21 protein-coding genes and 1 other RNA gene are annotated in these 22,564 nt (G+C 60.1%); 12 read left to right on the top strand and 10 right to left on the bottom strand.

The window, feature by feature from the left end; genetic code table 11:
• Positions 1–44: 44 nt before the first annotated feature.
• The gene (locus tag QQJ98_RS16755) at positions 45–1,277 is read right to left on the bottom strand and encodes an aminotransferase class V-fold PLP-dependent enzyme (protein ID WP_284326510.1); all 1,233 of its coding nucleotides are present in this window, start codon (positions 1,275–1,277) and stop codon (positions 45–47) included.
• A gap of 461 nt (positions 1,278–1,738) precedes the next feature.
• Here QQJ98_RS16755 and QQJ98_RS16750 point away from each other — a divergent pair, with 461 nt between their 5' ends.
• The 9 genes from QQJ98_RS16750 (at position 1,739) to QQJ98_RS16710 (ending at position 8,429) form a co-directional block, all read left to right on the top strand.
• Positions 1,739–2,788, top strand: a complete 1,050-nt coding sequence (locus tag QQJ98_RS16750; protein ID WP_284326509.1) for an ABC transporter substrate-binding protein — start codon at positions 1,739–1,741, stop codon at positions 2,786–2,788.
• A gap of 58 nt (positions 2,789–2,846) precedes the next feature.
• Positions 2,847–3,204, top strand: a transfer-messenger RNA (tmRNA) gene (gene ssrA, locus QQJ98_RS16745).
• Positions 3,205–3,393: 189 nt separating this feature from the next.
• Positions 3,394–4,194, top strand: a complete 801-nt coding sequence (locus QQJ98_RS16740) for a chromate resistance protein ChrB domain-containing protein (RefSeq protein WP_284326508.1) — start codon at positions 3,394–3,396, stop codon at positions 4,192–4,194.
• On the top strand, positions 4,191–5,435 hold the full coding sequence (gene chrA, locus QQJ98_RS16735; protein ID WP_284326507.1) for a chromate efflux transporter: 1,245 nt from the start codon (positions 4,191–4,193) through the stop codon (positions 5,433–5,435). The genes QQJ98_RS16740 and chrA overlap by 4 nt, the downstream gene beginning before the upstream one ends.
• A 62-nt stretch (positions 5,436–5,497) precedes the next feature.
• A complete protein-coding gene (locus tag QQJ98_RS16730; protein ID WP_284326506.1) occupies positions 5,498–5,956 on the top strand; it encodes an SspB family protein in 459 nt (152 codons plus the stop codon).
• Between the two features lie 18 nt (positions 5,957–5,974).
• Complete coding sequence (locus QQJ98_RS16725; protein ID WP_284326505.1) at positions 5,975–6,529, top strand: class I SAM-dependent methyltransferase; 555 nt, start codon at positions 5,975–5,977, stop codon at positions 6,527–6,529.
• A gap of 105 nt (positions 6,530–6,634) precedes the next feature.
• A complete protein-coding gene (gene fumC, locus QQJ98_RS16720) occupies positions 6,635–8,029 on the top strand; it encodes a class II fumarate hydratase (RefSeq protein WP_284326504.1) in 1,395 nt (464 codons plus the stop codon).
• Positions 8,029–8,217: a DUF4169 family protein gene (locus tag QQJ98_RS16715; protein WP_284326503.1), complete on the top strand. Its 189-nt coding sequence runs from the start codon at positions 8,029–8,031 to the stop codon at positions 8,215–8,217. Before fumC ends, QQJ98_RS16715 begins: the two co-directional genes overlap by 1 nt.
• Positions 8,214–8,429 carry a ribbon-helix-helix domain-containing protein gene (locus tag QQJ98_RS16710; protein WP_284326502.1) on the top strand — a complete coding sequence of 72 codons (216 nt, stop codon included), beginning with the start codon at positions 8,214–8,216 and terminating at the stop codon, positions 8,427–8,429. The genes QQJ98_RS16715 and QQJ98_RS16710 overlap by 4 nt, the downstream gene beginning before the upstream one ends.
• A gap of 130 nt (positions 8,430–8,559) precedes the next feature.
• Here the strand turns inward: QQJ98_RS16710 and QQJ98_RS16705 are convergent, their stop codons facing one another.
• From QQJ98_RS16705 to QQJ98_RS16695, 3 genes are read right to left on the bottom strand one after another with little or no spacing between them, the layout of a single operon-like run.
• Entirely contained in the window at positions 8,560–9,915 is a 1,356-nt protein-coding gene (locus tag QQJ98_RS16705) for a cytochrome P450 (protein WP_284326501.1), read from the bottom strand.
• Complete coding sequence (locus tag QQJ98_RS16700; RefSeq protein ID WP_284326500.1) at positions 9,912–11,132, bottom strand: hypothetical protein; 1,221 nt, start codon at positions 11,130–11,132, stop codon at positions 9,912–9,914. The genes QQJ98_RS16705 and QQJ98_RS16700 overlap by 4 nt, the downstream gene beginning before the upstream one ends.
• 60 nt (positions 11,133–11,192) lie before the next feature.
• Complete coding sequence (locus QQJ98_RS16695; RefSeq protein ID WP_284326499.1) at positions 11,193–11,933, bottom strand: cytochrome c biogenesis CcdA family protein; 741 nt, start codon at positions 11,931–11,933, stop codon at positions 11,193–11,195.
• A gap of 138 nt (positions 11,934–12,071) precedes the next feature.
• On the opposite strand from QQJ98_RS16695, the gene QQJ98_RS16690 reads away from it, so the two are divergent.
• Complete coding sequence (locus QQJ98_RS16690; RefSeq protein WP_284326498.1) at positions 12,072–12,302, top strand: sulfurtransferase TusA family protein; 231 nt, start codon at positions 12,072–12,074, stop codon at positions 12,300–12,302.
• 34 nt (positions 12,303–12,336) lie between these two features.
• Here the strand turns inward: QQJ98_RS16690 and QQJ98_RS16685 are convergent, their stop codons facing one another.
• From QQJ98_RS16685 to QQJ98_RS16660, 6 genes are all read right to left on the bottom strand, one after another.
• On the bottom strand, positions 12,337–15,102 hold the full coding sequence (locus QQJ98_RS16685; RefSeq protein WP_284326497.1) for an Rne/Rng family ribonuclease: 2,766 nt from the start codon (positions 15,100–15,102) through the stop codon (positions 12,337–12,339).
• A 458-nt stretch (positions 15,103–15,560) separates the two neighbouring features.
• Positions 15,561–16,889, bottom strand: a complete 1,329-nt coding sequence (locus tag QQJ98_RS16680) for a sigma-54-dependent transcriptional regulator (protein WP_284326496.1) — start codon at positions 16,887–16,889, stop codon at positions 15,561–15,563.
• A 7-nt stretch (positions 16,890–16,896) separates the two neighbouring features.
• Positions 16,897–18,573, bottom strand: coding sequence for a sensor histidine kinase (locus QQJ98_RS16675; RefSeq protein ID WP_431307830.1), 1,677 nt, complete (start codon positions 18,571–18,573; stop codon positions 16,897–16,899).
• Positions 18,574–18,706: 133 nt separating this feature from the next.
• Entirely contained in the window at positions 18,707–19,375 is a 669-nt protein-coding gene (gene purQ / locus QQJ98_RS16670) for a phosphoribosylformylglycinamidine synthase subunit PurQ (protein WP_284326494.1), read from the bottom strand.
• Positions 19,376–19,639: 264 nt separating this feature from the next.
• Positions 19,640–19,879, bottom strand: coding sequence for a phosphoribosylformylglycinamidine synthase subunit PurS (purS, locus tag QQJ98_RS16665; protein WP_284326493.1), 240 nt, complete (start codon positions 19,877–19,879; stop codon positions 19,640–19,642).
• 168 nt (positions 19,880–20,047) lie between these two features.
• Positions 20,048–20,812: a phosphoribosylaminoimidazolesuccinocarboxamide synthase gene (locus tag QQJ98_RS16660; RefSeq protein WP_284326492.1), complete on the bottom strand. Its 765-nt coding sequence runs from the start codon at positions 20,810–20,812 to the stop codon at positions 20,048–20,050.
• A gap of 196 nt (positions 20,813–21,008) precedes the next feature.
• Here QQJ98_RS16660 and QQJ98_RS16655 point away from each other — a divergent pair, with 196 nt between their 5' ends.
• Both QQJ98_RS16655 and bmt read left to right on the top strand, forming a co-directional pair.
• Entirely contained in the window at positions 21,009–21,323 is a 315-nt protein-coding gene (locus tag QQJ98_RS16655) for a DUF1476 domain-containing protein (protein WP_284326491.1), read from the top strand.
• 176 nt (positions 21,324–21,499) lie between these two features.
• Complete coding sequence (gene bmt / locus QQJ98_RS16650; protein WP_284326490.1) at positions 21,500–22,516, top strand: betaine--homocysteine S-methyltransferase; 1,017 nt, start codon at positions 21,500–21,502, stop codon at positions 22,514–22,516.
• Positions 22,517–22,564: the final 48 nt, after the last annotated feature.

Genomic DNA, 22,564 nt, shown 5'->3' with positions numbered 1-22,564 from the left:
AGGCGGGGGGCGCACAGCCCCCCGATTTTTTAGGTGAAGAATCGTTACAACACGCGGTCCAATGCAGCGATCAATTTGGAAACATCTTCGGCCGAGGTGTAATGCACCAAAGACATCCGCAGCACGCCCTGCTCCAGATCGACCCCCATCGCGGTCAACGGGCGCACCGCGTAGAAATCACCCGCCCAACAGCCGATGCCCTCGCGGCCCAAAGCTTCGGACACCGGCTCTGCCGCTCGGTCCAGCACCACCGCCACCGTCGGCGCACGGTCCTCGCCCCGTCGCGGCCCGATCAGCCGCAGATCATTGCGCGCCGCCAGATAATCTAACAAAGGCGCCACCACGGCCACTTCATGCGCCCGCATCAGATCATGCACCGCCCGATTGCGCGCCGCCGGGTCGCTCTCAGCCCCGAAATGATGCGTGTGCACAGCGTCGATATAGTCCGCCATCCCAGCACAAGCCGCGATCTGCGCATGGTCCGGCCCTCCGGGGGTGAAGCGCTTATGCAAGCTGCCCGCGTTGAAATAATGCCCCTGCGACGGCAGCTCTGCGCCAAAATCCTCCGAGATCACCATGATGCCCTGATGCGGCCCGTAGGTCTTGTAGGCCGAAAACAGATACACATCGCAGCCAAGCGCCGCGAAGTCCGGCAGCCCATGCGGCGCATAAGACACCCCATCCACCACGACCCGCGCCCCCGCAGCCCGGGCCATCGCGGACAGGCTGGCCACATCATTGATCTCTGCCACCACGTTCGAGCAATGCGGCAGACAGACCAGTTTCACCCGACCATCCGCCAGCAACGCCTGCAGATCCGCCGGATCCAGAGAACCCGTCTGCGGATCAATCTGCCACTCGCGCACCTCGATGCCCTCATCGCTCAGCCGCCGCCAGACGCCCGAATTCGCCTCATGATCCTGATTTGTCACCACAATCGCGGCATTCGCCCCGCGCAGCCACACCCGCACTGCCTGCGCCAAAACATAAGTATTTGCGCTGGTCGACGGGCCGAACGACACCTGCTCGTCCTTCACCCCGATCAGCCCCGCCAAACGGCTCCGCGCCTCATCCATCTCGGCCCCGCCGGCCTGCGCACCCGGATAGGGCCCATAGGGCTGCACCTTACGATCAAGATAGAACCGATGCAGGCGGTCCACCACCTGACGGCAGGGATAGGATCCGCCGGCATTTTCAAAAAACGCATGGCTCGACAGCACAGGGCTATCAAACGCCGGAAACTGGCTGCGCACAAAGTTCAGATCAAGTTGGGTCATCAGACACTCTTTCATTGCGATTCATCAGACGGCCCGGCGAAGTTCCACGGTAAAAGCAAGGCCGTGGCAGGTCTTCCAGCCAAGCCGCAACGCCGCAATGGCGCCATGGCAGATCCTGCACAAAGCAGGCTCACAGCAAATCTAGCCGCGGAATTTCAACCCGTAAACCCCCCGCTCCATCCACCAAAATCTGTCTGAAATAATTCCCCGGAATTTGTATAAAATTGCTATCCGCGTTGGCCAACCTGTCTGCTCTGCTATCCCACTTAGGGCATGACGGGTGTGAAACCCCCGCCTACCCGGCCAGCAGCAAAGTCCGTTTTGATCAAAATTCGACCAAACCCTGCCCAAGCCAGCCCCACCGCACAATAACCACTTGAGCCACCGCGTCCCCCGCTCTAGCCTTGGCCCATCCTCAAACCGCACCTCATAAGCGACCCCCAACAGCCGGAAGGAACTTCATGCGCCTCACACATCTGATCTCCAGCACCGCCATCGCCCTCAGCTTTGCCACGCTTGCCCATGCCGCCGACCCCGATCTGACTGTGTTCGATTGGGCCGGTTTTGAGAATCAGGCCCTGATTGAGGCATATGTCGCCAAAAACGGTCAAATGCCGACCTATTCCTTCTTTGGGGACGACGACGAAGCCTTCCAGAAAGTCTCGAACGGCTTCAAGGCCGATGTCGCGCACCCCTGCGCGCAAATGGTGCAGAAATACCGCGACGCGGGCCTGATCGAGCCGTGGGATGTCAGCAAGATCCCGCTTTATGGCGAAATCGGCGAGCGTTACAAAAACTCCAAGATCTTCGCCGATGAGGGTGGGGTTTGGTACATTCCCACCGATGGCGCCTACACCGCCGTCGCCTATAACACCGATCTCGTGAAAGCCGATCAGGTTGCCTCGCTGCAAGTGTTCACCGATCCGGCGTTTGCGGGCAAAATCTCGCTGCCCGACAACACCGATGACACTTGGTCGCTGGCGCTGCTGGCCACCGGGGTGTCGGATTGGACAAATGTGACGGACGAGCAATTTGCCGCCGCCGCCGCTTGGCTGCGCCTTGCGCATGCCAATGTCCGCACCTATTGGGCGGATCCGTCCGAGCTGGCGCAGCTGATGAAAACCGGCGAAGTTGTCATCGCGTGGACATGGAACGACGGTGTCGCCAACCTCAAGCGCGAAGGCGTGCCGGTGGCGTTCCAGCGCACCCCGAAAGAGGGCGTGGCGAACTGGTTCTGCGGCTACGTCAACTTCAAGGACGCGCCGGGCTCTGAAGAAAAAGCCTATGATTTCATCAACGCATGGCTTGATCACGGCTCGGCCAAGGGGCTTTTGGAAAACTTCGGCTATGTCCACGCCAATGATGTGGCGATGAAGGACATTCCAATGGAAGAGCTGAAAGCCGCAGACGTTGACCCGATTGATGGCACGCTGCTCAGCCAAGTCCCGATCGACCCCGCGATGCGGGATCGCATGACGCAAGAGTTTGAGATGATCAAATCTGGCTTCTGATCGCCAAACATCAGGGAGGGGCGTCCCCCTCCCTGACCCTCCCCGCGCCTGCCCCTCACCCCTTGCGCCCGCATCCGCCCGGCCCTATATTCACTCTGTCCGGGGCAACTCGGACTATGGCGATAAACGCACCCATAATAAACGGCTCGGACCCGGGGGCGGTACCCGGCGACTCCACCAATTCACCCTTTCATTTGGGGCGTGTGGGGTCGAAACAGGATCGACGAACGTCTAAAGGGGCCAGCTTTTGCTCGGTGAGGTACTACCGTTATCGGTCCAAACGTACAGTTGCAAATGACAACCGTGCTCCGGCAATGGCTTTGGCTGCGTAAGCAGTTCGAGTCGCCGAAACTAAGTCCTTGCGCTTAGCCGCGTAAGGCGGGGTCCGCCGGAACCTGGCAACAGAATCCGGCACCTTAGCCCTTTATTTTCAAAGTATTGCGCGCCGCTTCGGCGTATAGATCTGCGCAGATTTTCCAACGCGCGTCCGCATCCCACGCTTGACGCGCCCCCCCGAATTTCCTATCCAAACCCATGGGGTCCGCGAACGCCCCGTGAGGCTTAGGCCCAAGTATCGCATCCCATGTCACCGCACAGGATGCCCCATGCCCGGCCCAAACCAGATCACCCCCGCCCAACTGATGCGCCTGATTGGCCTGCCCGATGCGCCCGCAATCGTTGATGTCCGCATCCCCGAAGACATCGCTGCCGATCCCCGGCTGATCCCCGGAAGCGTGGTCAGGCCGCATGACAGCTTCGACCCCGCCACTGCCACCTTGGCGGGTAAGCGCGTGATCGTGGTCTGCCAAAAGGGGCGCAAACTGTCCGAAGGCGTCGCCGCCCTATTGCGCGCGCAATCCATCGAGGCACAGATTTTAGAAGGTGGATCAACAGCTTGGGCCGATGCCGCCCTGCCGATGATCCCGCTTTCAGCCTATCCCAAAACCAACCTTTGGGTCACACGCCACCGCCCGAAAATCGACCGCATCGCCTGCCCTTGGCTGATCCGCCGCTTCATCGACCCGACCGCCCGCTTTCTGTTCGTCACGCCGTCCGAGGTGCAATCGGTGGCCGAGCGTTTCGATGCCACCCCCTTTGACATTGAAGACACTTTCTTCAGCCACCGCGATGATACCTGCACCTTTGATACCTTTCTGACCGAATTCGCGCTGCACACCGCGCCCTTGCGCCGCCTTGCGACAGTGGTGCGCGCTGCGGATACCGACCGTCATGACCTGTCGCCGCAGGCCGCCGGACTGCTTGCGATTTCTGTCGGCCTGTCGCGGCAATACCGCGATGATCTTGAACAACTCGCCGTCGGATTAACGCTTTATGACGCGCTCTACCGTTGGGCACGCGATGGCCATGACGAAGGCCACGACTGGCCAGCAGGGCGTGCGCAATGACCACACTCCCCGACCTTACCCGTGCCTTCGCCCGCATCGGCATCCTGTCCTTCGGCGGTCCCGCAGCCCAAATCGCATTGATGCACCGCGAGCTTGTCGATGAAAAAAAATGGGTGACCGAGGAAGAATACCTCTCGGCCCTCTCTTTCTGCATGCTGTTGCCCGGACCCGAGGCGATGCAATTGGCGACATGGATCGGCTGGCGCAAACACGGCACCATTGGCGGGCTGATCGCGGGGGGCCTGTTCGTCCTCCCCGGTGCGGCTATCGTGCTAGCATTATCCATGATTTACGCCGCTTGGGGCGACATCCCGCTCGTCGCCGCCTTGTTCACCGGCATCCAAGCCGCCGTGCTTGCCGTGGTGATAGAGGCCCTGCTGCGTGTGTCAAAACGCGCCCTGAAATCCCGCGCGCAATGGATCATCGCCGCGCTTGCTTTCACGGCCTTGTTCGCCTTTGCAGCCCCCTTCCCCGCCGTGATCCTTGCCGCCGGAGCATGGGGCTTTTTCACCGCCACCCCCCCTAGAACAACCGCCCCGACAACCGCCGCGCCATGGGCCGAAACCCTGAAAGCCACAGCCATCTGGGCTGCGGTCTGGCTGATCCCGCTTGCCCTGATCCTGCTGTTCGCCCCACCCATCCTCGCCGAGATCGCGCTGTTCTTCTCAAAGCTTGCGGTGCTGACCTTCGGCGGCGCCTATGCTGTGTTGACATGGATGGCGCAGGATGTGGTGCAGCAAAAACAATGGCTTACCCTGCCTCAAATGATTGATGGGCTGGGTCTGGCTGAAACCACCCCCGGCCCGCTGATCCTTGTGACCGAATTTGTGGGCTACCTTGCCGCCGTCAAACAGGGCATCCCCATGGCCCTTGCCGCCGCCGCAATCACGCTCTGGATGACCTTTGCCCCCTGCTTTCTGTGGGTCTTTGCCGGAGCCCCGTGGATCGCCCGGCTAACCCACGCCCCCCGCCTGTCCCAAGCCCTGCAAGCCATCACCGCAGCCGTCGTCGGCACCATCGCCAACTTGTCACTCTGGTTTGCCGCGCATGTGATCTTCGCCGCCGTCAGCACCGTCAGCTTTGGCCCGCTCCACCTGATCGCCCCCGACCTTACCAGCCTGAAACTGCTGCCGACAGCCCTTGCGCTGATCGCCGCCTACCTACTGCTGCGCCGCCACTGGCCCTTGCCCGCGGTACTCGCCCTCTGCGCGATTTCTTCCGCTGCAGTTGCAGCATTCTGAGCCGCCCCCCTTCCCTTTGAAACCAAATCCCCTATGCTGACCGAATTACAAAGGGGCGGCTCATGGCGAAATCTATTGATTACGGAAACCTCATGCACCGCGCGATGCGGGGATTGATTCAGACCGTTCTCAAGGATGTAGGGGCCGAAGGTCTGCCCGGCGCGCACCATTTCTTCATCACCTTTGACACCACGATTGACGGCGTTGTCATGGCCGATTGGTTGCGCTCGCGCTATCCGGGTGAGATGACGATAGTGGTGCAGCATTGGTTTGAAGACCTGATCGTCTCCGACGACGGCTTTGAAATCACACTGAATTTCGGCAATCAGCCCGAGCATTTGGTGATCCCCTTCGACGCCGTGCGCACCTTTGTCGATCCGTCGGTTGAATTTGGCCTGCGGTTTGAAACCCACGAGGATGACGACGAAGACGAGGATGACGAAAACGATCCCGAAGACGATCCAACCCCGCCGCAAGGCGATGCGCAAATCCTGCGCTTGGACAAGTTCCGCAAGCAATAACCGATAAGGAAGCCTGCCATGGCCAAAGAGGCTGCGCTGTTCTTGCGTCAATTTCTGACCAATCCGCTGCAAGTGTCGTCTGTCGTGCCATCCTCCCGCTGGCTGGCGCGCGCCATGGCGCAGGGCTTGGGTCCAAACTCGGGCCGCGTCGTTGAATTCGGCCCTGGCACAGGCGTTCTGACCGAAGGTATTCTGGCCGCAGGCGTGCCGCCGGAAAACCTGACCCTCTATGAAATGAGCCCCAGCTTCACCAAGCTGTTGCGCGCGAAATTTCCCAAAGTCACCATTCACAACGCCGCCGCCCAAGCCGTTGTGGGCGATATGAAGCCCGGCGTCTCGGCCGTCATTTCCGGCCTGCCGCTGCTGTCGATGCCGCTGGCGGTGCGCGAATCCATCGTCAAAGCCGCCTTCGACATCCTTGCCCCTGATGGCGTTTACGTCCAGTTCACCTATGGCACCAAACCGGCCCTGACGGAGGAGCAGCTTGCGAAACTGGGCCTGAAGGTCAGCGCAGGCCCGAAAGTCTGGCTCAACATCCCCCCCGCCCGGGTTTTCCACTTCCGCAGGGCGTAAAAACCACGCAGTTCTGGCATGGCGATTTGGTATACATCTGCATACCGATTGAATTCTTAACATTTCCCCGCTATGCCACAGCCATCCCATCCAAGAGGCTTGCATATGTCCGCCACTCGTACCGAAACCGACAGCTTTGGCCCGCTAGAGGTTCCTGCCGATAAATACTGGGGCGCGCAGACCCAGCGCTCGATCCTGAATTTCCCGATCGGGTGGGAGCGTCAGCCCACGGCCATCGTCCGCGCTTTGGGCGTGATCAAAAAGGCCTGTGCGCTGGTCAATATCGCGCAAGGCGACATTGATGCGGCATTGGGCGAAACGATTGCGAAAGCCGCGCAAGAGGTGATCGACGGCAAGTTCGACGACAACTTCCCGCTGGTGGTCTGGCAAACCGGCTCTGGCACCCAGTCGAACATGAACGCGAATGAGGTGATCTCAAACCGCGCGATTGAAATGCTTGGCGGCGTGATGGCCTCCAAAAAACCCGTGCATCCGAACGATCACGTCAATATGGGTCAGTCGTCCAACGACACTTTCCCCACCGCGATGCATGTCGCCATCGGCATGATGGCGCGCGACACCCTGCTGCCGGGCTTGGAAAAACTGCACGCAGCGCTGGATGCAAAATCCCATGATTTCAAAGACATCATCAAGATTGGCCGCACCCACACCCAGGACGCGACGCCCCTGACCTTGGGTCAGGAATTTTCCGGCTACGCCAAACAGGTCGAAAAAGGCATCGCGCGCGTCAAGATGTGCCTGCCCGATATTTACGAACTGGCGCAGGGTGGCACCGCAGTTGGCACCGGCCTGAACACCCGCGTCGGCTGGGATACCCGCGTCGCGGCAGCGATTGCCGAGATCACCGACCTGCCTTTCGTCACCGCCCCGAATAAATTCGAGGCTTTGGCCGCGCATGATGCGATGGTGATGTTCTCAGGCGCGCTGAAAACCGTCGCAGCCTCGCTGTTCAAGATCGCCAACGACCTGCGCTTGCTCGGCTCCGGCCCACGCTCGGGTCTGGGCGAGTTGATCTTGCCGGAAAACGAGCCGGGATCGTCGATCATGCCGGGCAAGGTTAACCCGACTCAGGCCGAGGCTCTGACCATGGTTTGCGCGCAGGTGATGGGCAATGATGCAGCTGTCGGTTTTGCCGGATCGCAGGGCCATTTCGAGCTGAACGTCTACAACCCGATGATGTCCTATAACGTCTTGCAATCCATGCAACTTTTGGGCGACGCCGCAGGCTCATTTACCGATAACATGGTGATCGGCACCGAGGCCAACATTCCCCGCATCGACAAGCTGATGAAGGAATCGCTGATGCTGGTCACCGCTTTGGCCCCGACCATCGGCTATGATGCCGCCACCAAAGTCGCCAAAACCGCGCATAAAAACGGCACTACCCTGCGCGAGGAAGCCATCGCTTTGGGCTATGTGGATGGCGAAACTTTTGACCGCGTCGTGCGGCCAGAAGACATGGTTGGGCCGAAAGGCTAATGGCAGAAATTATCAACCTGCGCGCGGTGCGGAAAGCCAAAGAACGGCTGGAAACCCGCGCGCAGGCGGACGCCAACGCTGTGAAATTCGGTCGCCGCAAAGTCGACAAACGGCTTGAGGCCGCACAGCTTGAAAAGGCCAAGCGCGATCTCGACGGCCATGCGATGACACCAAAAGACCCAGAATGAGCGGCCGTCCCGTCAAACATTCCCTCACGCTGAAAGGCCACCGCACCTCTGTGTCGCTAGAGGCGGCGTTCTGGGACGGTTTCTGCGAAATCGCCCGTGCCCGTGGCCAAACCCTCAACGCCCTTGCCGCCGAGATCGACGCGGGCCGAGAGGATGACATCGGCCTCGCCTCGGCTATCCGGGTGTTCGTTTTTGCGGAACTGCGGCGCTGATTCGCCGCAGTTTGGTTAACAGACCAAAGCCGCCACAAATCCAGCACCGCATATGGCCGCTTTCCATACGGAATATGGCCGCTTTCTGGGTCGTTAATCTTTCATAAAGTCGACGATTAACGATGCGTTCTCAAGCGCTTAGCTCACGCCGGGAAATCCGCAGCCAAATCCCATCGCGTGCCCGCACCGTCAAATGCGCCACAGGCACCGCTTCCCGCCCGGCCACACATTCAAAGCGAAACGTTCGCGCCAGTTGGGCCAGCAGCAAGACCCCTTCTACCATCGCAAACCCAGCCCCGGTGCAAACCCGTGGCCCCGCCGAAAACGGCATATAGGCATCGCGGGCGCAGGCGCGATTTTCCTCGGTTTGCCAACGGCTTGGGTCAAATTCATCGGGCCTGTCCCAGATCCGTTCATGGCGATGCAGGTGCCAAGGGCTCAGCACAATCTGCGCGCCGCGGGCGACATTGCGGCCGCGCATCACCTCGGGCTCTGCGTTCTCGCGCACCATCATCGGCACCGGCGGATACAGCCGCAGCACTTCGCGGAACACATCGCGGGTGAAACGCATCTTGGAAAGTGCAGCAAATTCAGGTGCTTCGCCCAAAGCCTGCGCCTCGGCGGCGACCTTTTCCTGCGTGTCGGGGTCCATCGCCAACATCAACAAGGCCCAAGATAAAGCCGAGGCACTGGTTTCATGGCCCGCAAGGAAGAAAATCGCAACCTGATCAACCATTTCCTCGGTATCAAACCGTTGCCCGGTCTGCGGATCGGCGGTGGTCATGATCTTGGTCGCCAGATCATCCGGCGCCAAACCCGCCGCAATCTCCGCCGCCCGCGCCTCTGTCAACCGCCGGATCAGTGCCCGAATAACCGCGGCTGACCGCTTTGTGGCAGACTTGTGAAACCGCGGCACCCAAGCAGGCAATGGCAGAAAAGCCGCAATGTTTAGAATAGGTTGCGTGCGTTGATAGGTGCGAAATTCGGCAAAAACTGCCGATGCCACCTCGTGTTCGATCGGGATTGAGAACAACGTGCGAAAGATCACATCCGCCGCCGCATGGCTCATCTCCGCTTCAACCTCGACCTCGCCCACAGGCATCCGCGCCACCGCAGCCAGCCCCGCCGCCCATATCGCCGGAAAGGTGTCGCGCAACCGCCCCCCCTCAAATGCGGGGTCAATAATGCGGCGCTGCCGCCGCCAAACCTCGCCGTTGGTCACGAAAACCGAGTTTCCGAGCAAAGGGTTAAGCCCCTCCCGGATGCGGTTGGATTTCGGAAAATCATCGGGCCGCTCGACCAGAACGCGGTTTACCAAAGCAGGATCGTTGCACAAATAGCTGTGGAAAAACGGGGTCTTAAACACCGCCATCCAAGCCCGATACAGCCGCGCAGGTTGCGCCGAAAGAATGTCCGCCCGAAACAACCGCAGGTATTGCAGCAAAGAAACCTTGTCTGCGCGCGGCTGTGGTTTTGGCGGGATCATGCCATATCCCGATAACCAGAAGCGGGCCGTTCGATCCGACTTTTCGAGGCCGCTCGGTCGCGGTAGCGATCTGCCAAGCTCAACGGCCCTGCCGTGATCTGGAAATAATCATAGTGGCCGGGGCGATCAAAAGCGCAAAGGTATTGAAAATGCAGACGAAAAAACTTCCATCGCAACGCTTTCCAACGTGCAGGTGACAAAGTTTGCGTGAAGGCGGCCGAGATCACCAATGGCCAAACCTTGGCCTCGGGAGCCACTCCCGTCACCGCAACAGGGTCGCACAAAGCAAAGGCGCAGCCATCGCCGGGGGCGGTCACATCGACCCAAACCAGTCGATCCTGCGCGGCCAGATAGTGCAGATCAGCCCGCAAACGCCGGGCTTTTGGCAGAAAAGACACCATCGGCACGACTTGGCCCAGCGACAAAAATCCAATTTTTGCAGTGTCTTGCGGCAATCCTTCGCGCAAAAGATCAGCCAGAATCGACACCGACAGATGCGCGCCTGAAGAATGGCCGACCACCAGAACCTCGTCAAATCCGGCGCTCAAAGCCGCGCGGATGGAAAGCCGAAACGCGGTCATTCGGGCCTCAAGTTCGGGTGGGTTCGCACCGCCAGCTTGGGCAGAATAGGCGTAATCATGCATCAGATAATAGGCGAACACCTTGTTATCCCAGCGCTTAAACGCACGCAGAACCGCCCAAAGCACGCCCAGACCCGCCGCCCAACCCAAAACCGGGTGGACAGCAGAAACCAACATTCCCACGCCCCAACCCGCCAAAATCGCCAGAAAAAGCTGCACCAGCAGGAACACGAACGGATAAAGCGCCGCGATCATCGGCCCCTTGCGCAGACCCGCCAGCCGGAACAGCGCCCCGGACGCGATATAGGCGTAGGCTGTGCGAACCAGTTGTGCATATGTCGCCAAAATTCCGCGCGACATCGAGGTTTTGACGATATCGGACCAGACCAGAACTTCGACATCTGCGTCAGTCACAACCTCCTTGATGTTGGTCGTGACATGCCAACCATAAGCGCCGCCTGTTTTTTTCGGTTTCAAACCAAGCTCATAGCCGGAAATCTGCGCCTGTGCCTCACCTTCCTTGCGGTAAAGTTCACGGTAGCGGCGCGGATGAAACGGATCATAGCCGGGGATATAGAACACCCGCCGGCGGCGCACGCGCTGATCGGTCTGTGCCACTTCGGTGATCGGTTCCATACTGCCTCTGCCCTGTTGGCAGCATCATGGCAGAGGAATCGGGCGATTCTAAGGGCGAAACTAGCCCAAGCTTGCCAGAAACGGCACGTTCTCCAGCAGCCAATACGAGAAGGATGAAAAGCCCCCCGTCAGCATCAGCAGGCCGATTGTCCACAGCAGCAGGCCCATGATTTTCTCAATCCGCTCGGCATGACGCTTCATGAAAGAGACGAACGGCTGCAAGCGGGCGAAAAACGCGGCAACCAGCAGGAAGGGGATGCCAAGGCCCGCCGCATAGACGCCCAGAAGGGTCATGCCACGGGCGACATTGCCCTCTTGTGCTGCTAGCGACAGGATCGCGCCCAGCTGCGGGCCAATGCAAGGGGTCCAGCCAAAGGCAAAGGCCAGGCCCAGAACATAAGCGCCGAAGGCCGATCCGCCTTGATCGCCTGCATCCAAACGCATCTCGCGATCCAGAAAGCCGATACGATAAATGCCGATGAAATGCGCCCCGAATATCATCACCACCACCCCGGCGATCGTGGCGAACATGTTGGCATTGCCCAAGAAAAACGCACCGAACGCCGAGGCCGCAAGGCCAAGGAGCAGGAAAACCGTGGATAGACCCAGCACGAAAAACAGCGCAGCCAGCAAAGGTGAGCGGCCAGTTTTCATCTCGGACACCGAAATACCGGACATATAGGCCAGATAGGGCGGCACAATCGGCAGCACGCAAGGCGACAGGAAAGACAGGATCCCCGCCACGAGGGCGACCAGAATGGCCGGAAGCAGGCTTGCGTCAAAGATGTCGATGCCGAACATGGGGACTCCGTTTTCTCAGGTCTAGCGCGGTGGATCGCAAAGGTCACGCCCGCGCGCATCACGTCTTGGTGCGGCATTTTGGGCTGGCCTATAGACCGGCGGCGGGGATATTTGCGCACAGAGGATGGGGTGACGTCGATGAATTGGAATGTGGAGTTGGATTGCCTGGGATTGTTGTGCCCCCTGCCGGTTTTGCGGGCCCGCAAGCGGTTGCTTGGCATGCAGCCGGGCGAGGTTTTGCGGGTGCTGGCAAGCGACAGAATGGCGGCGATTGATCTGCCGCATTTCTGTGTGGAGGCTGGGCACGATTATCTGGAGGCTTGCGAGGTTGCAGGTGGTCATGCCCATCTGATCCGGCGCGGGATATGAAAAGGGCGGCAGGTTTCCCCGCCGCCCCAATGGTTTAGCGGCCCAAAGACCACCAACCGCGTTTTTTCGGTTTCGGTGGGCCGTCTTCTTCCGCAGGCTCGACCGCATCACTGCTTTGGCTGAGTTCTGGTTGCGCGCTTGTCGCGGCCGGGGCCACTGCAGGTTCCAACGTCGGCGCAGCGGGTTCCGCCTGCGGTGCTGAGGCTTCAACAACCGGCGGCGCTTCAACCACGACTTCGGGTGCCGCTTCAACCACAGCTTCCGCTTTTGGCTTGGCGCGGCTGGTGCGGCTGCGGGTCGCTTTCGGCTTTTCGTCTGGCGACGCCGGAGCATCCGAAACCACGGCTTCCGCCGCCGTTTCGACAGCCACTTCAGCCACTTGCGCAGATTTTGCGCCACGACTGCGGGTGCGGCTGGCAGGTTTCACCGTCTCGACCACGGCTTCAGGTGCAGCGGCTTCAGGTGAGGTTGCAGCTGATTTGCTGCCACGCGGGGCGCGGGTGCGGGTCGGCTTTTTCACAGGAACCTCGGCCACAGCTTCGGCGGCAGGTTGCGCGATGACGGTTGCAGAATCCGCTACACCTTCGCGGGCGGTGTCATCGCCTGCCTCGTCGTCGCCATCATCCTCGTCGCCATCTTCGCCTTCGCCACCCGGCGCTGCATTGGCCTCTCCCGGTTGGCCCGGCTTTTTGCGGCGACGCCGACGGCGGCGCTTTTTGCCAGTGCCATCGCCAGTTGCCGCAGCAGCAGCGGCAGAAGCGACAGGCACCGCCACCACTTCGACAACTTCGGCCTCTTCAACATCATCCACGTCGTCGATGATATCATCGTCTTCTTCTTCGGCGACCGGCGCGCCCATCAGCGAAGCATTGCCCGAAATCACCGAGGACACTTCCGGCACCACGCGGGTCGCGGTTTTGAATTTCTCAATCGAGAAATCGGGAGAGATCATCAACGGATCACATTCGATCCGTACCGCCATGCCATAGCGGGCCTCGATCAGCGCGATATGCTCGCGCTTGCCGTTGATCAGGAAGTTCACAATGCCAATCGGGGCGCGCAGCAGCACTTCTTTGCTGCGTTTGCGGGTGCCTTCTTCTTCCAAGGCGCGCAAAACTTGCAGACCAAGGCTGTCGTCCGAGCGGATCAAACCCGTGCCGTGGCAATGCGAGCAAGGCTGCGTGGTGCTTTCCAGCATCCCCGGACGCAAGCGCTGACGCGACATTTCCATCAGGCCAAAGCCAGAAATCCGCCCTACTTGGATCCGCGCGCGGTCGGTTTTCAGCTTGTCTTTCAGCTTCTTCTCGACGGCGGCGTTGTTGCGACGCTCTTCCATGTCGATGAAGTCGATCACGATCAGGCCGGCGAGATCGCGCAGACGCAACTGACGCGCAACTTCTTCGGCGGCCTCAAGGTTAGTCTTCAAAGCGGTGTCCTCGATGGACCCCTCTTTGGTGGCGCGGCCCGAGTTCACGTCGATGGCAACCAAGGCCTCGGTGATACCGATGACGATGTAGCCGCCTGATTTCAGCTGCACGGTTGGGTTGAACATGCCGCCAAGGTAGCTTTCGACCTGATATTTTGCGAACAGCGGGGTTTGTTCATCATAGCGCACCACAGATTTCGCGTGGCTTGGCATGATCATCCGCATGAAGTCTTTCGCGGTGCGATAGCCCGCCTCGCCTTCAACCAGAATTTCGTCAATCTCGCGGCTGTAAAGGTCGCGGATCGTGCGCTTGATCAGGTTGCCTTCCTCGTAGATCGCAGCCGGAGCAATCGACTTGAGGGTCAATTCGCGGATCTGTTCCCACAACCGCATCAGATATTCGTAATCGCGCTTGATCTCGGGCTTGGTGCGTTTGGCACCCGCCGTCCGAATGATCAGACCCGCGCCTTCCGGCACTTCGATCTCGGTCGCGATCTCTTTCAGCTTCTTGCGGTCGGCGGCTTGGGTGATCTTGCGGGAAATCCCACCACCGCGCGCGGTGTTCGGCATCAGCACGCAATAACGGCCGGCGAGCGACAGATAAGTGGTCAGCGCAGCCCCCTTGTTGCCGCGTTCTTCCTTGACCACCTGCACCAGCATGATCTGGCGAACCTTCACCACTTCCTGGATTTTGTAACGTCGCGCCCGAGGTTTGCGCGGGGCAGAGATTTCTTCCGACACGTCTTCTTCGGCGATGGATTCAATCTCGTCATCGGTATCCGATGCGTGGTCGATCGAGCGGAACGCAGGTTCAGCGTCGTCGCTGTCTGCCGAAACTACGTCGTGGCTGTGGCTGTGATCATGGTGGTCGTGGCCATGGTGCGGCTGCTCGACCACATCGGCGGGCGCAGATTGCACCAATGCGTCTGCCCCGGTTTCATCCCCAAGATCAACCACATCCATGCTGCTGATTTCAGCAACCTGCACCGCGTCGCCTTCAACGGTTTCAGCGCGCGGACGCTGTTGCGGTTTGGATTGCGGGCGCGGGCGCGCGCGGCGGTTATCTTCTTCATCCTGCGCGCGGTTATAGGCGCGCTCTTCATCCAGCAGGGCTTTGCGGTCGGCAACCGGGATCTGGTAATAATCCGGGTGGATTTCGGCAAAGGCAAGAAAGCCGTGGCGGTTGCCGCCGTAATCGACAAAAGCCGCTTGCAGCGAAGGCTCTACCCGCGTGACTTTGGCAAGGTAGATATTTCCGGCAAGCTGGCGCTTGTTTACGGTTTCAAAATCGAATTCTTCGACCTTGTTTCCATCGACCACAACAACCCGAGTCTCCTCGGCATGGGTGGCGTCGATAAGCATTTTCTTTGACATATCAATCCATTGCGCCCGTCATGCAAAATGCCCCCCGGCGGACCGGAGGGGTTATTTCCCATAGAGAGGCGGCTTGTTCGGGCGGCTGCGCGCAACGCAAACAGGCGGGCTGTGCCCGGTGGGCACCCCTCGCCTTGACTTGCCAATGTCGCGCACATCATCGCGGTTCACGTTTGGGCCGCTTGCGCGCGCCCACCTTAAAAAGCCCGGTTTGTTTCTGTTTTATCAGTCACTTACGGGCAATAATCCGGCCTTGCGACCGATCCGACCACCCCGGCTTTCGGCGCGCATATAGCGCCAGATCATCGGGGCAGAGAATTCCGTGGCGACATGCTGTCACCTGACTGTAACCCTAACGGGAAACAGCCAGCTATGACAATGGGTGATTTACGTCAGATCGGCAGCATTGGGTGGGGATTAACCCCACCGCGCAGGCATAGCTTGGGTCGAACCACAGACTACACATAATCCTGCCGCTGCAAGCCATACTTGGCCATCTTTTCGTTCAGGGTCCGGCGTGGCAGGCACAACTCGTCCATCACCCCGGTGATAGAGCCTTTGTGGCGCCGCATGGTATTGTCGATCAGCATGCGTTCAAACGCCTCGACATAGTCTTTCAGCGGCTTGCCTTCGGTGGTCAGCGCCGGGCCAGAAGCCTCGTTATCGGCCATCAAAAGGCTGGCGATTGAACCCGAACCGCGCCGATTCTGCAGCACCGCGCGCTCCGCGATATTGACCAGTTGCCGGACGTTGCCGGGCCATGGCGCTTGCAACAACTGTGCGGCCTCTTGTGCAGTCACCTGCGGCGCGTCGCAGCCGTATTCTTCGGCAAACTGCTCTGACGAGCGGGTGAACAGCGTCAGAATATCCTCGCCGCGCGCGCGCAGCGGCGGACAAATGATCGTCATCGCCCCCAAACGATAAAACAGATCCGAGCGCAACACGTCTTCCAGCGTCTTGTTGGGCGCGTGTTCATTGCAGATCGCGATGATGCGGGTTTCGGGCGGCGTGCCTTGCTCGTTGATCAAAGTCAGCAGGCGCGATTGCAACGGATGGCTCAGTGCCTCGATATCCTCAAGGCACAAAGTGCCACCGCGGGCTTCTTCCACCAACGGCAGGTTGCCATCATCCGAAGGGCCAAACAACTTGGCCGCGAGCTGGTCTTCCCCCCAAGCCGCACAAGATACCGTCACGAACTTCTTTGATCCGCGCGGGCCAACCGCATGCAAAGCATGCGCCACCAAAGTCTTGCCGGTGCCGGTTTCGCCATCAATCAACACATGGCTATCGGCTTGACCCAGATCAAGAATATCCTCACGCAGCCGTTCCATCGCGGGGCTGGCGCCGACCAGCTTCTTCATCAGGATCGAACCATCCGACAGCTCTTTACGCAAAGCACGGTTGTCCAGCGTCAGCCGCCGCGCCATCGTCGCGCGTTTGGCAAGTTCAGTCATCCGATCCGGGTTGAACGGCTTTTCAAGGAAATCATAAGCACCGACCCGCATCGCCTCAACCGCCATCGGCACATCGCCATGGCCCGTGATCAGGATGACCGGAAGCCCGGAATCCATCCCCATCAACCGCTTTAGAAACGCCATGCCATCCATGCCCGGCATCTTGATATCAGACACCACGACGCCCGGCCATTCCGGCCCCAGCACCTTCAGGGCTTCTTCAGCGCTGGCATAAGTTTCCGTATCAAACCCTGACAGGGCCAGCCACTGGCTGATCGAGGCGCGCATATCTGCCTCATCGTCCACAATCGCCACTTTCATTGCCCGTGCCATGAAACCCTCATTCCGCTGCTTTTGCTTCTTTGCCCAACAAGGGCAGTTGTACTTCAAACACTGCACCGCCGCCTGTGGCGTTATGCGCCGTCAGACGCCCGCCCAGATCGGTCACAATGCCCGATGAAATCGCCAGACCAAGGCCAACGCCCTCACCCGGTTTTTTGGTCGTGTAGAACGGCTCAAAGATCGAGCCGATATCGCCGATGCCAGTGCCGTTGTCGCGCACTGCCAAAGTCGCTGTTTCCCCCATGGTCAACAACAGGTCGATTTGCGGATCAAGCATATCTTTGGTGGCATCCAGCGCGTTTCTCAACAAGTTGATGATCACCTGCTCCAATCGCAACCGATCGGCCATCACCATCACGGGTTGGCGCGGCACGGTGCGGGTTATCTTTACAACGCGCTGCTTCAGTTGCGGTTCCATCATCGCCAAAGCCGAAGACACACAGGCGCGCAGATCGACAGGCTCGAAGGCTTCGCCACCTTTGCGCGCGTAGGATTTCAGCTGACGGGTGATCGCGCCCATGCGGTCGATCAGATCGTCAATGCGCTGGAACGACGACAAGGCTTCATCCGGGCGTTTGCGCTGCAACAGCAATCGCGCGCCCGCCAGATAGGTTTTCATCGCCGCCAATGGCTGGTTCAACTCGTGACTGACCGCCGCCGACATTTCGCCCAAAGCCGCGAGTTTCGAGGATTGCGCAAGCGTCAGCTCGGCCACTTCCAGCGTTTTCTGCACTTTTTCGCGCTCCGCAATCTCGCGGGAAAGCCGTGCGTTCAGCAGCCGCAATTCGGCAGATTCGCGTTGGAACGACACCGATTGCGACCAAGCCCGGCGCGACAAGACGTAAAACGTCAAAGCGGCAAGGATGGCAAAGCCCATGATTTCCAAGGCAATCACGCCGTTCACCCGCTCGCGTACCGAATCGTAGGCGGTGAAGGTCACCATCTTCCAACCCTGAAACGGCACCCGCGCTTCGGTGCGCAGCACGGCCTCACCAGAGACATAGGCATCGGGTGGGTTCTGCGCCCAGTCGGCGGCGCCTTTCAGCGCGCGGTCCAAAGCAGAAGGCTTGTCGGTCGGGGTCAGCGCCTCACCCAGCGGTTTGCTGCGCCACGATGACTCGGTCGCCAAAATCACCGTGCCTTCCGAATTGGCCACCAGCACCGCATCCTGCAAGCCTGCCCAAGCCCGCTCGTGCTTCATCATATCGACGGCCACCACGATCACGCCCAGCACCTGACCATCGGCCTCGATCACACGCGCATAGCTGAAATCAAATGCACCGCCATCGCGGGCGGTGACCGAAAACACCGTATCTTTGGTGCGGATCGCATCGACGAAATAACTTTCCGAGCGGTGCGCCGACCCCAGCAAATTGCGGTTGGTCGATCCGACCGCCAAACCATCTTTGTCCAGCAGCAAGATGGATGCGACGCCGATTTCCTTTTGCACCTCGATCAGGCGCAAGGTGGTGTTGGCGAACAGATTTTTGCGCAAGCTGTCGCGAATCGCCGGATCATCGGCCAGCAGCAACGGCACCACGGACGTGCGCTGCACTTCGGACAGCATGTTGCCGGAATACAGCGCCAATCGCAGTTCGGCCCGGTTGCGGGTGGTTTCGGTGAATCGCTCGGACAGCCAGCGGTTGGTGACCAGCACCACCCCCACGGCAAGCATGATCAAAAGCGTCGCGGCAAGCCTGATGCGCCAGGATTTCCCAGGCGAGGTTTCGCTCAAACGTTTGGAACGGCTGCGGCTTTGCATGGCGCGACATTAAGCCTGCCCGAAGGGGGCCTCAAGCCAAAGCGGCTTAAACCAGCGCCATCCCGCCCATCAGGCTGGCAAACAGCGCCGCACCATCAGTGCCCCCGGCGCGGGCATCCACCACCCGCTCGGGGTGCGGCATCATGCCAAGCACGCGGCGATTGGCGGAAAGCACGCCTGCAATGTCGGCGGCAGCGCCGTTGGGGTTTTGAGTATAGGTGAAGGCGATGCGATCTTCGGCGCGCAAGGCGGCGAGACCTTCAGCATCAATGGTGTAATTGCCGTCGTGATGCGCCACAGGCACGGCGATCTGCTGGCCTTTGGCATAGGCGCTCGTGAAGGCGCTGTCGGTGGTGATCACGTTCAGGCCGACGGTCTTGCAGATGAATTTCAACCCGGCATTGCGCATCAATGCGCCCGGCAACAGCTGCATCTCGGTCAGCACCTGAAAGCCGTTGCAGACCCCCAGCACATAGCCGCCGCGGCTGGCGTGGCTGCGGATCGCGGCAGCAATCGGCGATTGCGCGGCGATGGCACCGCAGCGCAGATAATCACCGAACGAAAAACCGCCCGGAACCCCCACCACGTCGGTGCCCGCTGGAAGAGTGCTGTCCTTGTGCCAGACCCGCGAGACCTCAAACCCCGCGCTTTCAAAGGCCACGGCAAGGTCGCGATCACAGTTTGATCCGGGAAAGGTGACGACGGCGGCTTTCATGGGCGGCACTCCGAAGGATTTGGATAGCCCGCGATTAGCGCAATCCGCGCCCGGCTGCCAGTAGAAACCGCCATTCGGGCAGGGCGGAATTCGCGCGAATTCCGTGCACGATTTTCGCGCGAAAATCGCTTTTGCGGGCGAGGTTGCGGCGTGTCCACGCGTGGACAAAATTGCATGCAAGCAAAATCAATGGCTTGCAGGCGATGATTCATCAAATCTTAAGATATGCCAAAAATCTTAAGATGCGCCGCAGTGGCTTAGGGATTAGAGCAACTCGACGCGGTAGCTTTCGATCACGGTGTTCGACAACAGCTTTTCGCACATCGCTTTGACGGCAACCTCGGCTGCTGCAGCATCGGTTTCGGCCAGATCCAACTCGATCACCTTGCCTTGCCGGACCCCATTCACGCCCGCAAAGCCAAGCGTGCCAAGTGCGTGGCGCACGGCCTCGCCCTGCACATCGAGAACGCCGGATTTCAACATGACTGTGACGCGCGCTTTCATAGCAATCTCCGCAGGTTTGAGGTGAGGCTCCCTTAGCCTGCTCTGGTTTGTTCGACAAGGGTGGAAGCTTGGCTGTGGATGCAGCTCGCAAGCTGGGGGCTCGCCCCCAGACCCCGAGGATACTTGTGCAGAGAGGATGACCAAGCGGGCGTGGGGGTGGTGATTTGCTTAGTTGATCAGGGTTGGCTTGACCGTGTGCGTGACGTTCGACGGCAACACGCCCAAGCGCCGCGCGAGTTCGGTGTAGACATCGGCAAGCGGCCCCGGCTCGGGGATCGGCTGGCCGTCGCCGCGATCCACCAGACCGCGCAAATCCCACAACCGGCAAGAGTCGGGGCTGATTTCATCGGCGACGATCAGACGCATATAGTCGCCTTCCCAGATCCGGCCGATCTCGATGCGGAAATCGGCAAGACGGATGCCAACGCCCAGCATCACGCCGGACATGAAATCATTCACCCGCAACGCCAAAGCGATCATGTCATCAAGGTCTTGCTGGGTGGCCCAGCCGAAGGCGACAATATGTTCTTCGGCGACCATTGGCAGGGTCAGACGGTCGTCTTTCAGATAATACTCGACAATCGGGCGCGGCAGTGGCGTGCCTTCGGGGATGCCAAGTCTGGTCGAGATTTCGCCCGCCGCGAAATTGCGCACCACGACTTCCAGCGGGATGATTTCCGCCATCCGCACCAGTTGTTCGCGCATATTCACCCGGCGGATGAAATGCGTCGGCACACCAATGGCGTTAAGCCCGGCCATGAAAAACTCTGACAAGCGGTTGTTCAAAACACCTTTGCCCTCTACCGCCGCAGGTGCTGCCTCGGCTGCGGTTGGCGCGCTGTCGTCTTTGAAATACTGGATCAGAGTGCCCGGTTCCGGTCCTTCATACAGGATCTTCGCCTTGCCCTCGTAAACCTTCTTCCTGCGCGCCATGGATGCTCCGATGCCAATAGGAAACGGGGGCGGCTGCGCCACCCCTGCCCTTTTTTACGAGCCTATATGACAAGGCGGGGGTGGGGGCAAGGTCTGCGGCGCATAAGCCGCAGCCGCCGGAGTGGCTTTTTATCTTGAACGGCGGGCGCGGCATGGGCATATGGAAGGCAATGTTCCATGACCCAGAGGGCCAGCTATGACCAGTTATGACGACCGCGAAAATGCATTTGAAACCAAATTCGCCCATGATGCCGATATGCAGTTCCGCGCCGAAGCGCGGCGCAACAAGCTGACCGGGCTTTGGGCGGCGGGATTGCTGGGCAAAACCGGCGACGATGCGGCGGAATATGCGATGTCGGTGGTCAGCGCCGACTTTGAAGAGGCCGGTATCGAGGATGTAGTGCGCAAGGTTGCAGCCGATCTGGGCAGCCTGTCGAGCGCCGATGCCGTGCGCGCCAAGATGGCCGAGTTGCTGCCCGTCGCCAAATCGCAGCTTATGACCGAGCTGTAAGCCCGTTTTCGGTGATGCTTTCGGGCCGCTGCCGGATCGGCGGCGGCCTTTTTCATGCGCATGCCAGCTGTGGGCGGCAGTTGTGGTCCACCACATAATGTTATGCAGAATATAGATTTGCCTCGCCGTGGCGCGCGTGGCAAACACAGATTCAACTTGAACAGACGAGGTCGCCCATGTCCCAAGACGCGCTTTCCAAATTGCTTGCCAGCCGCGATTGGCTGATGGCCGATGGGGCAACAGGCACCAACCTGTTCAATATGGGTTTGGAATCGGGCGAGCCGCCAGAGTTCTGGAACACTGACAAGCCCGACAATATCCGCAGCCTCTATCGCAATGCGGTCAATGCCGGGTCGGATATTTTCCTGACCAACACCTTTGGCGGCAACGCCAGCCGCCTGAAGTTGCATGGCGCGCAGGGCCGGGTGCGCGAGTTGAACCGTATCGGTGCTGCCTTGGGCCGCGAAATTGCCGATGCCTCAGGGCGCGTGGTTGTGGTTGCAGGCTCTGTCGGGCCGACGGGTGAGATTTTTGAGCCGATGGGCACGCTGACGCATCGCGCGGCGGTTGAGATGTTTCATGAACAAGCCGAGGGACTGAAAGAAGGCGGCGCGGATGTGCTCTGGGTGGAAACCATCTCCGCCCCCGAGGAATACGCCGCTGCGGCCGAGGCTGCGGCTTTGGCGGGGATGCCGTGGTGCGGCACGATGAGCTTTGATACGGCGGGCCGGACGATGATGGGGACGACTTCGGCGGCGATGGCCGAAATGGTCGAGAAACTCGCCAACCCGCCAATTGCCTTTGGCGCGAACTGCGGTGTTGGCGCGTCTGATCTGATGCGGACCGTGCTGGGTTTTGCCGCCACGGGCTCGGCTCGGCCCCTGATCGCCAAGGGCAATGCCGGCATCCCGAAATATCACGACGGCCATATCCATTACGACGGCACCCCCCAGTTGATGGGCGAATATGCGGTGCTGGCGCGCGATGCGGGTGTGCGGATCATCGGCGGCTGCTGTGGCACGATGCCAGAGCATCTGAAAGCGATGCGCGCGGCGTTGGAGAATACCCCGAAAGGGCCGCTGCCCTCGCCTGAAGAGATCACCGCCAAGCTGGGGGCGTTTTCCTCGGCCTCTGATGGCACGGGCGATACCTCTGGTGATCCGAAGCGCGAGCGGCGCGGCCGTCGCGGCTGAGCATTGGCGGCGTGAACTGTTGCGGGGCGCTTGACCCAAGCGCCCCGG

Origin of the sequence: Cypionkella aquatica, assembly GCF_030161095.1 — a bacterium.
GTDB lineage: Bacteria > Pseudomonadota > Alphaproteobacteria > Rhodobacterales > Rhodobacteraceae > Cypionkella > Cypionkella aquatica.
Note: the sequence above shows the minus strand (reverse complement) of the source record. Positions and strands in the feature narration are given on the sequence as shown.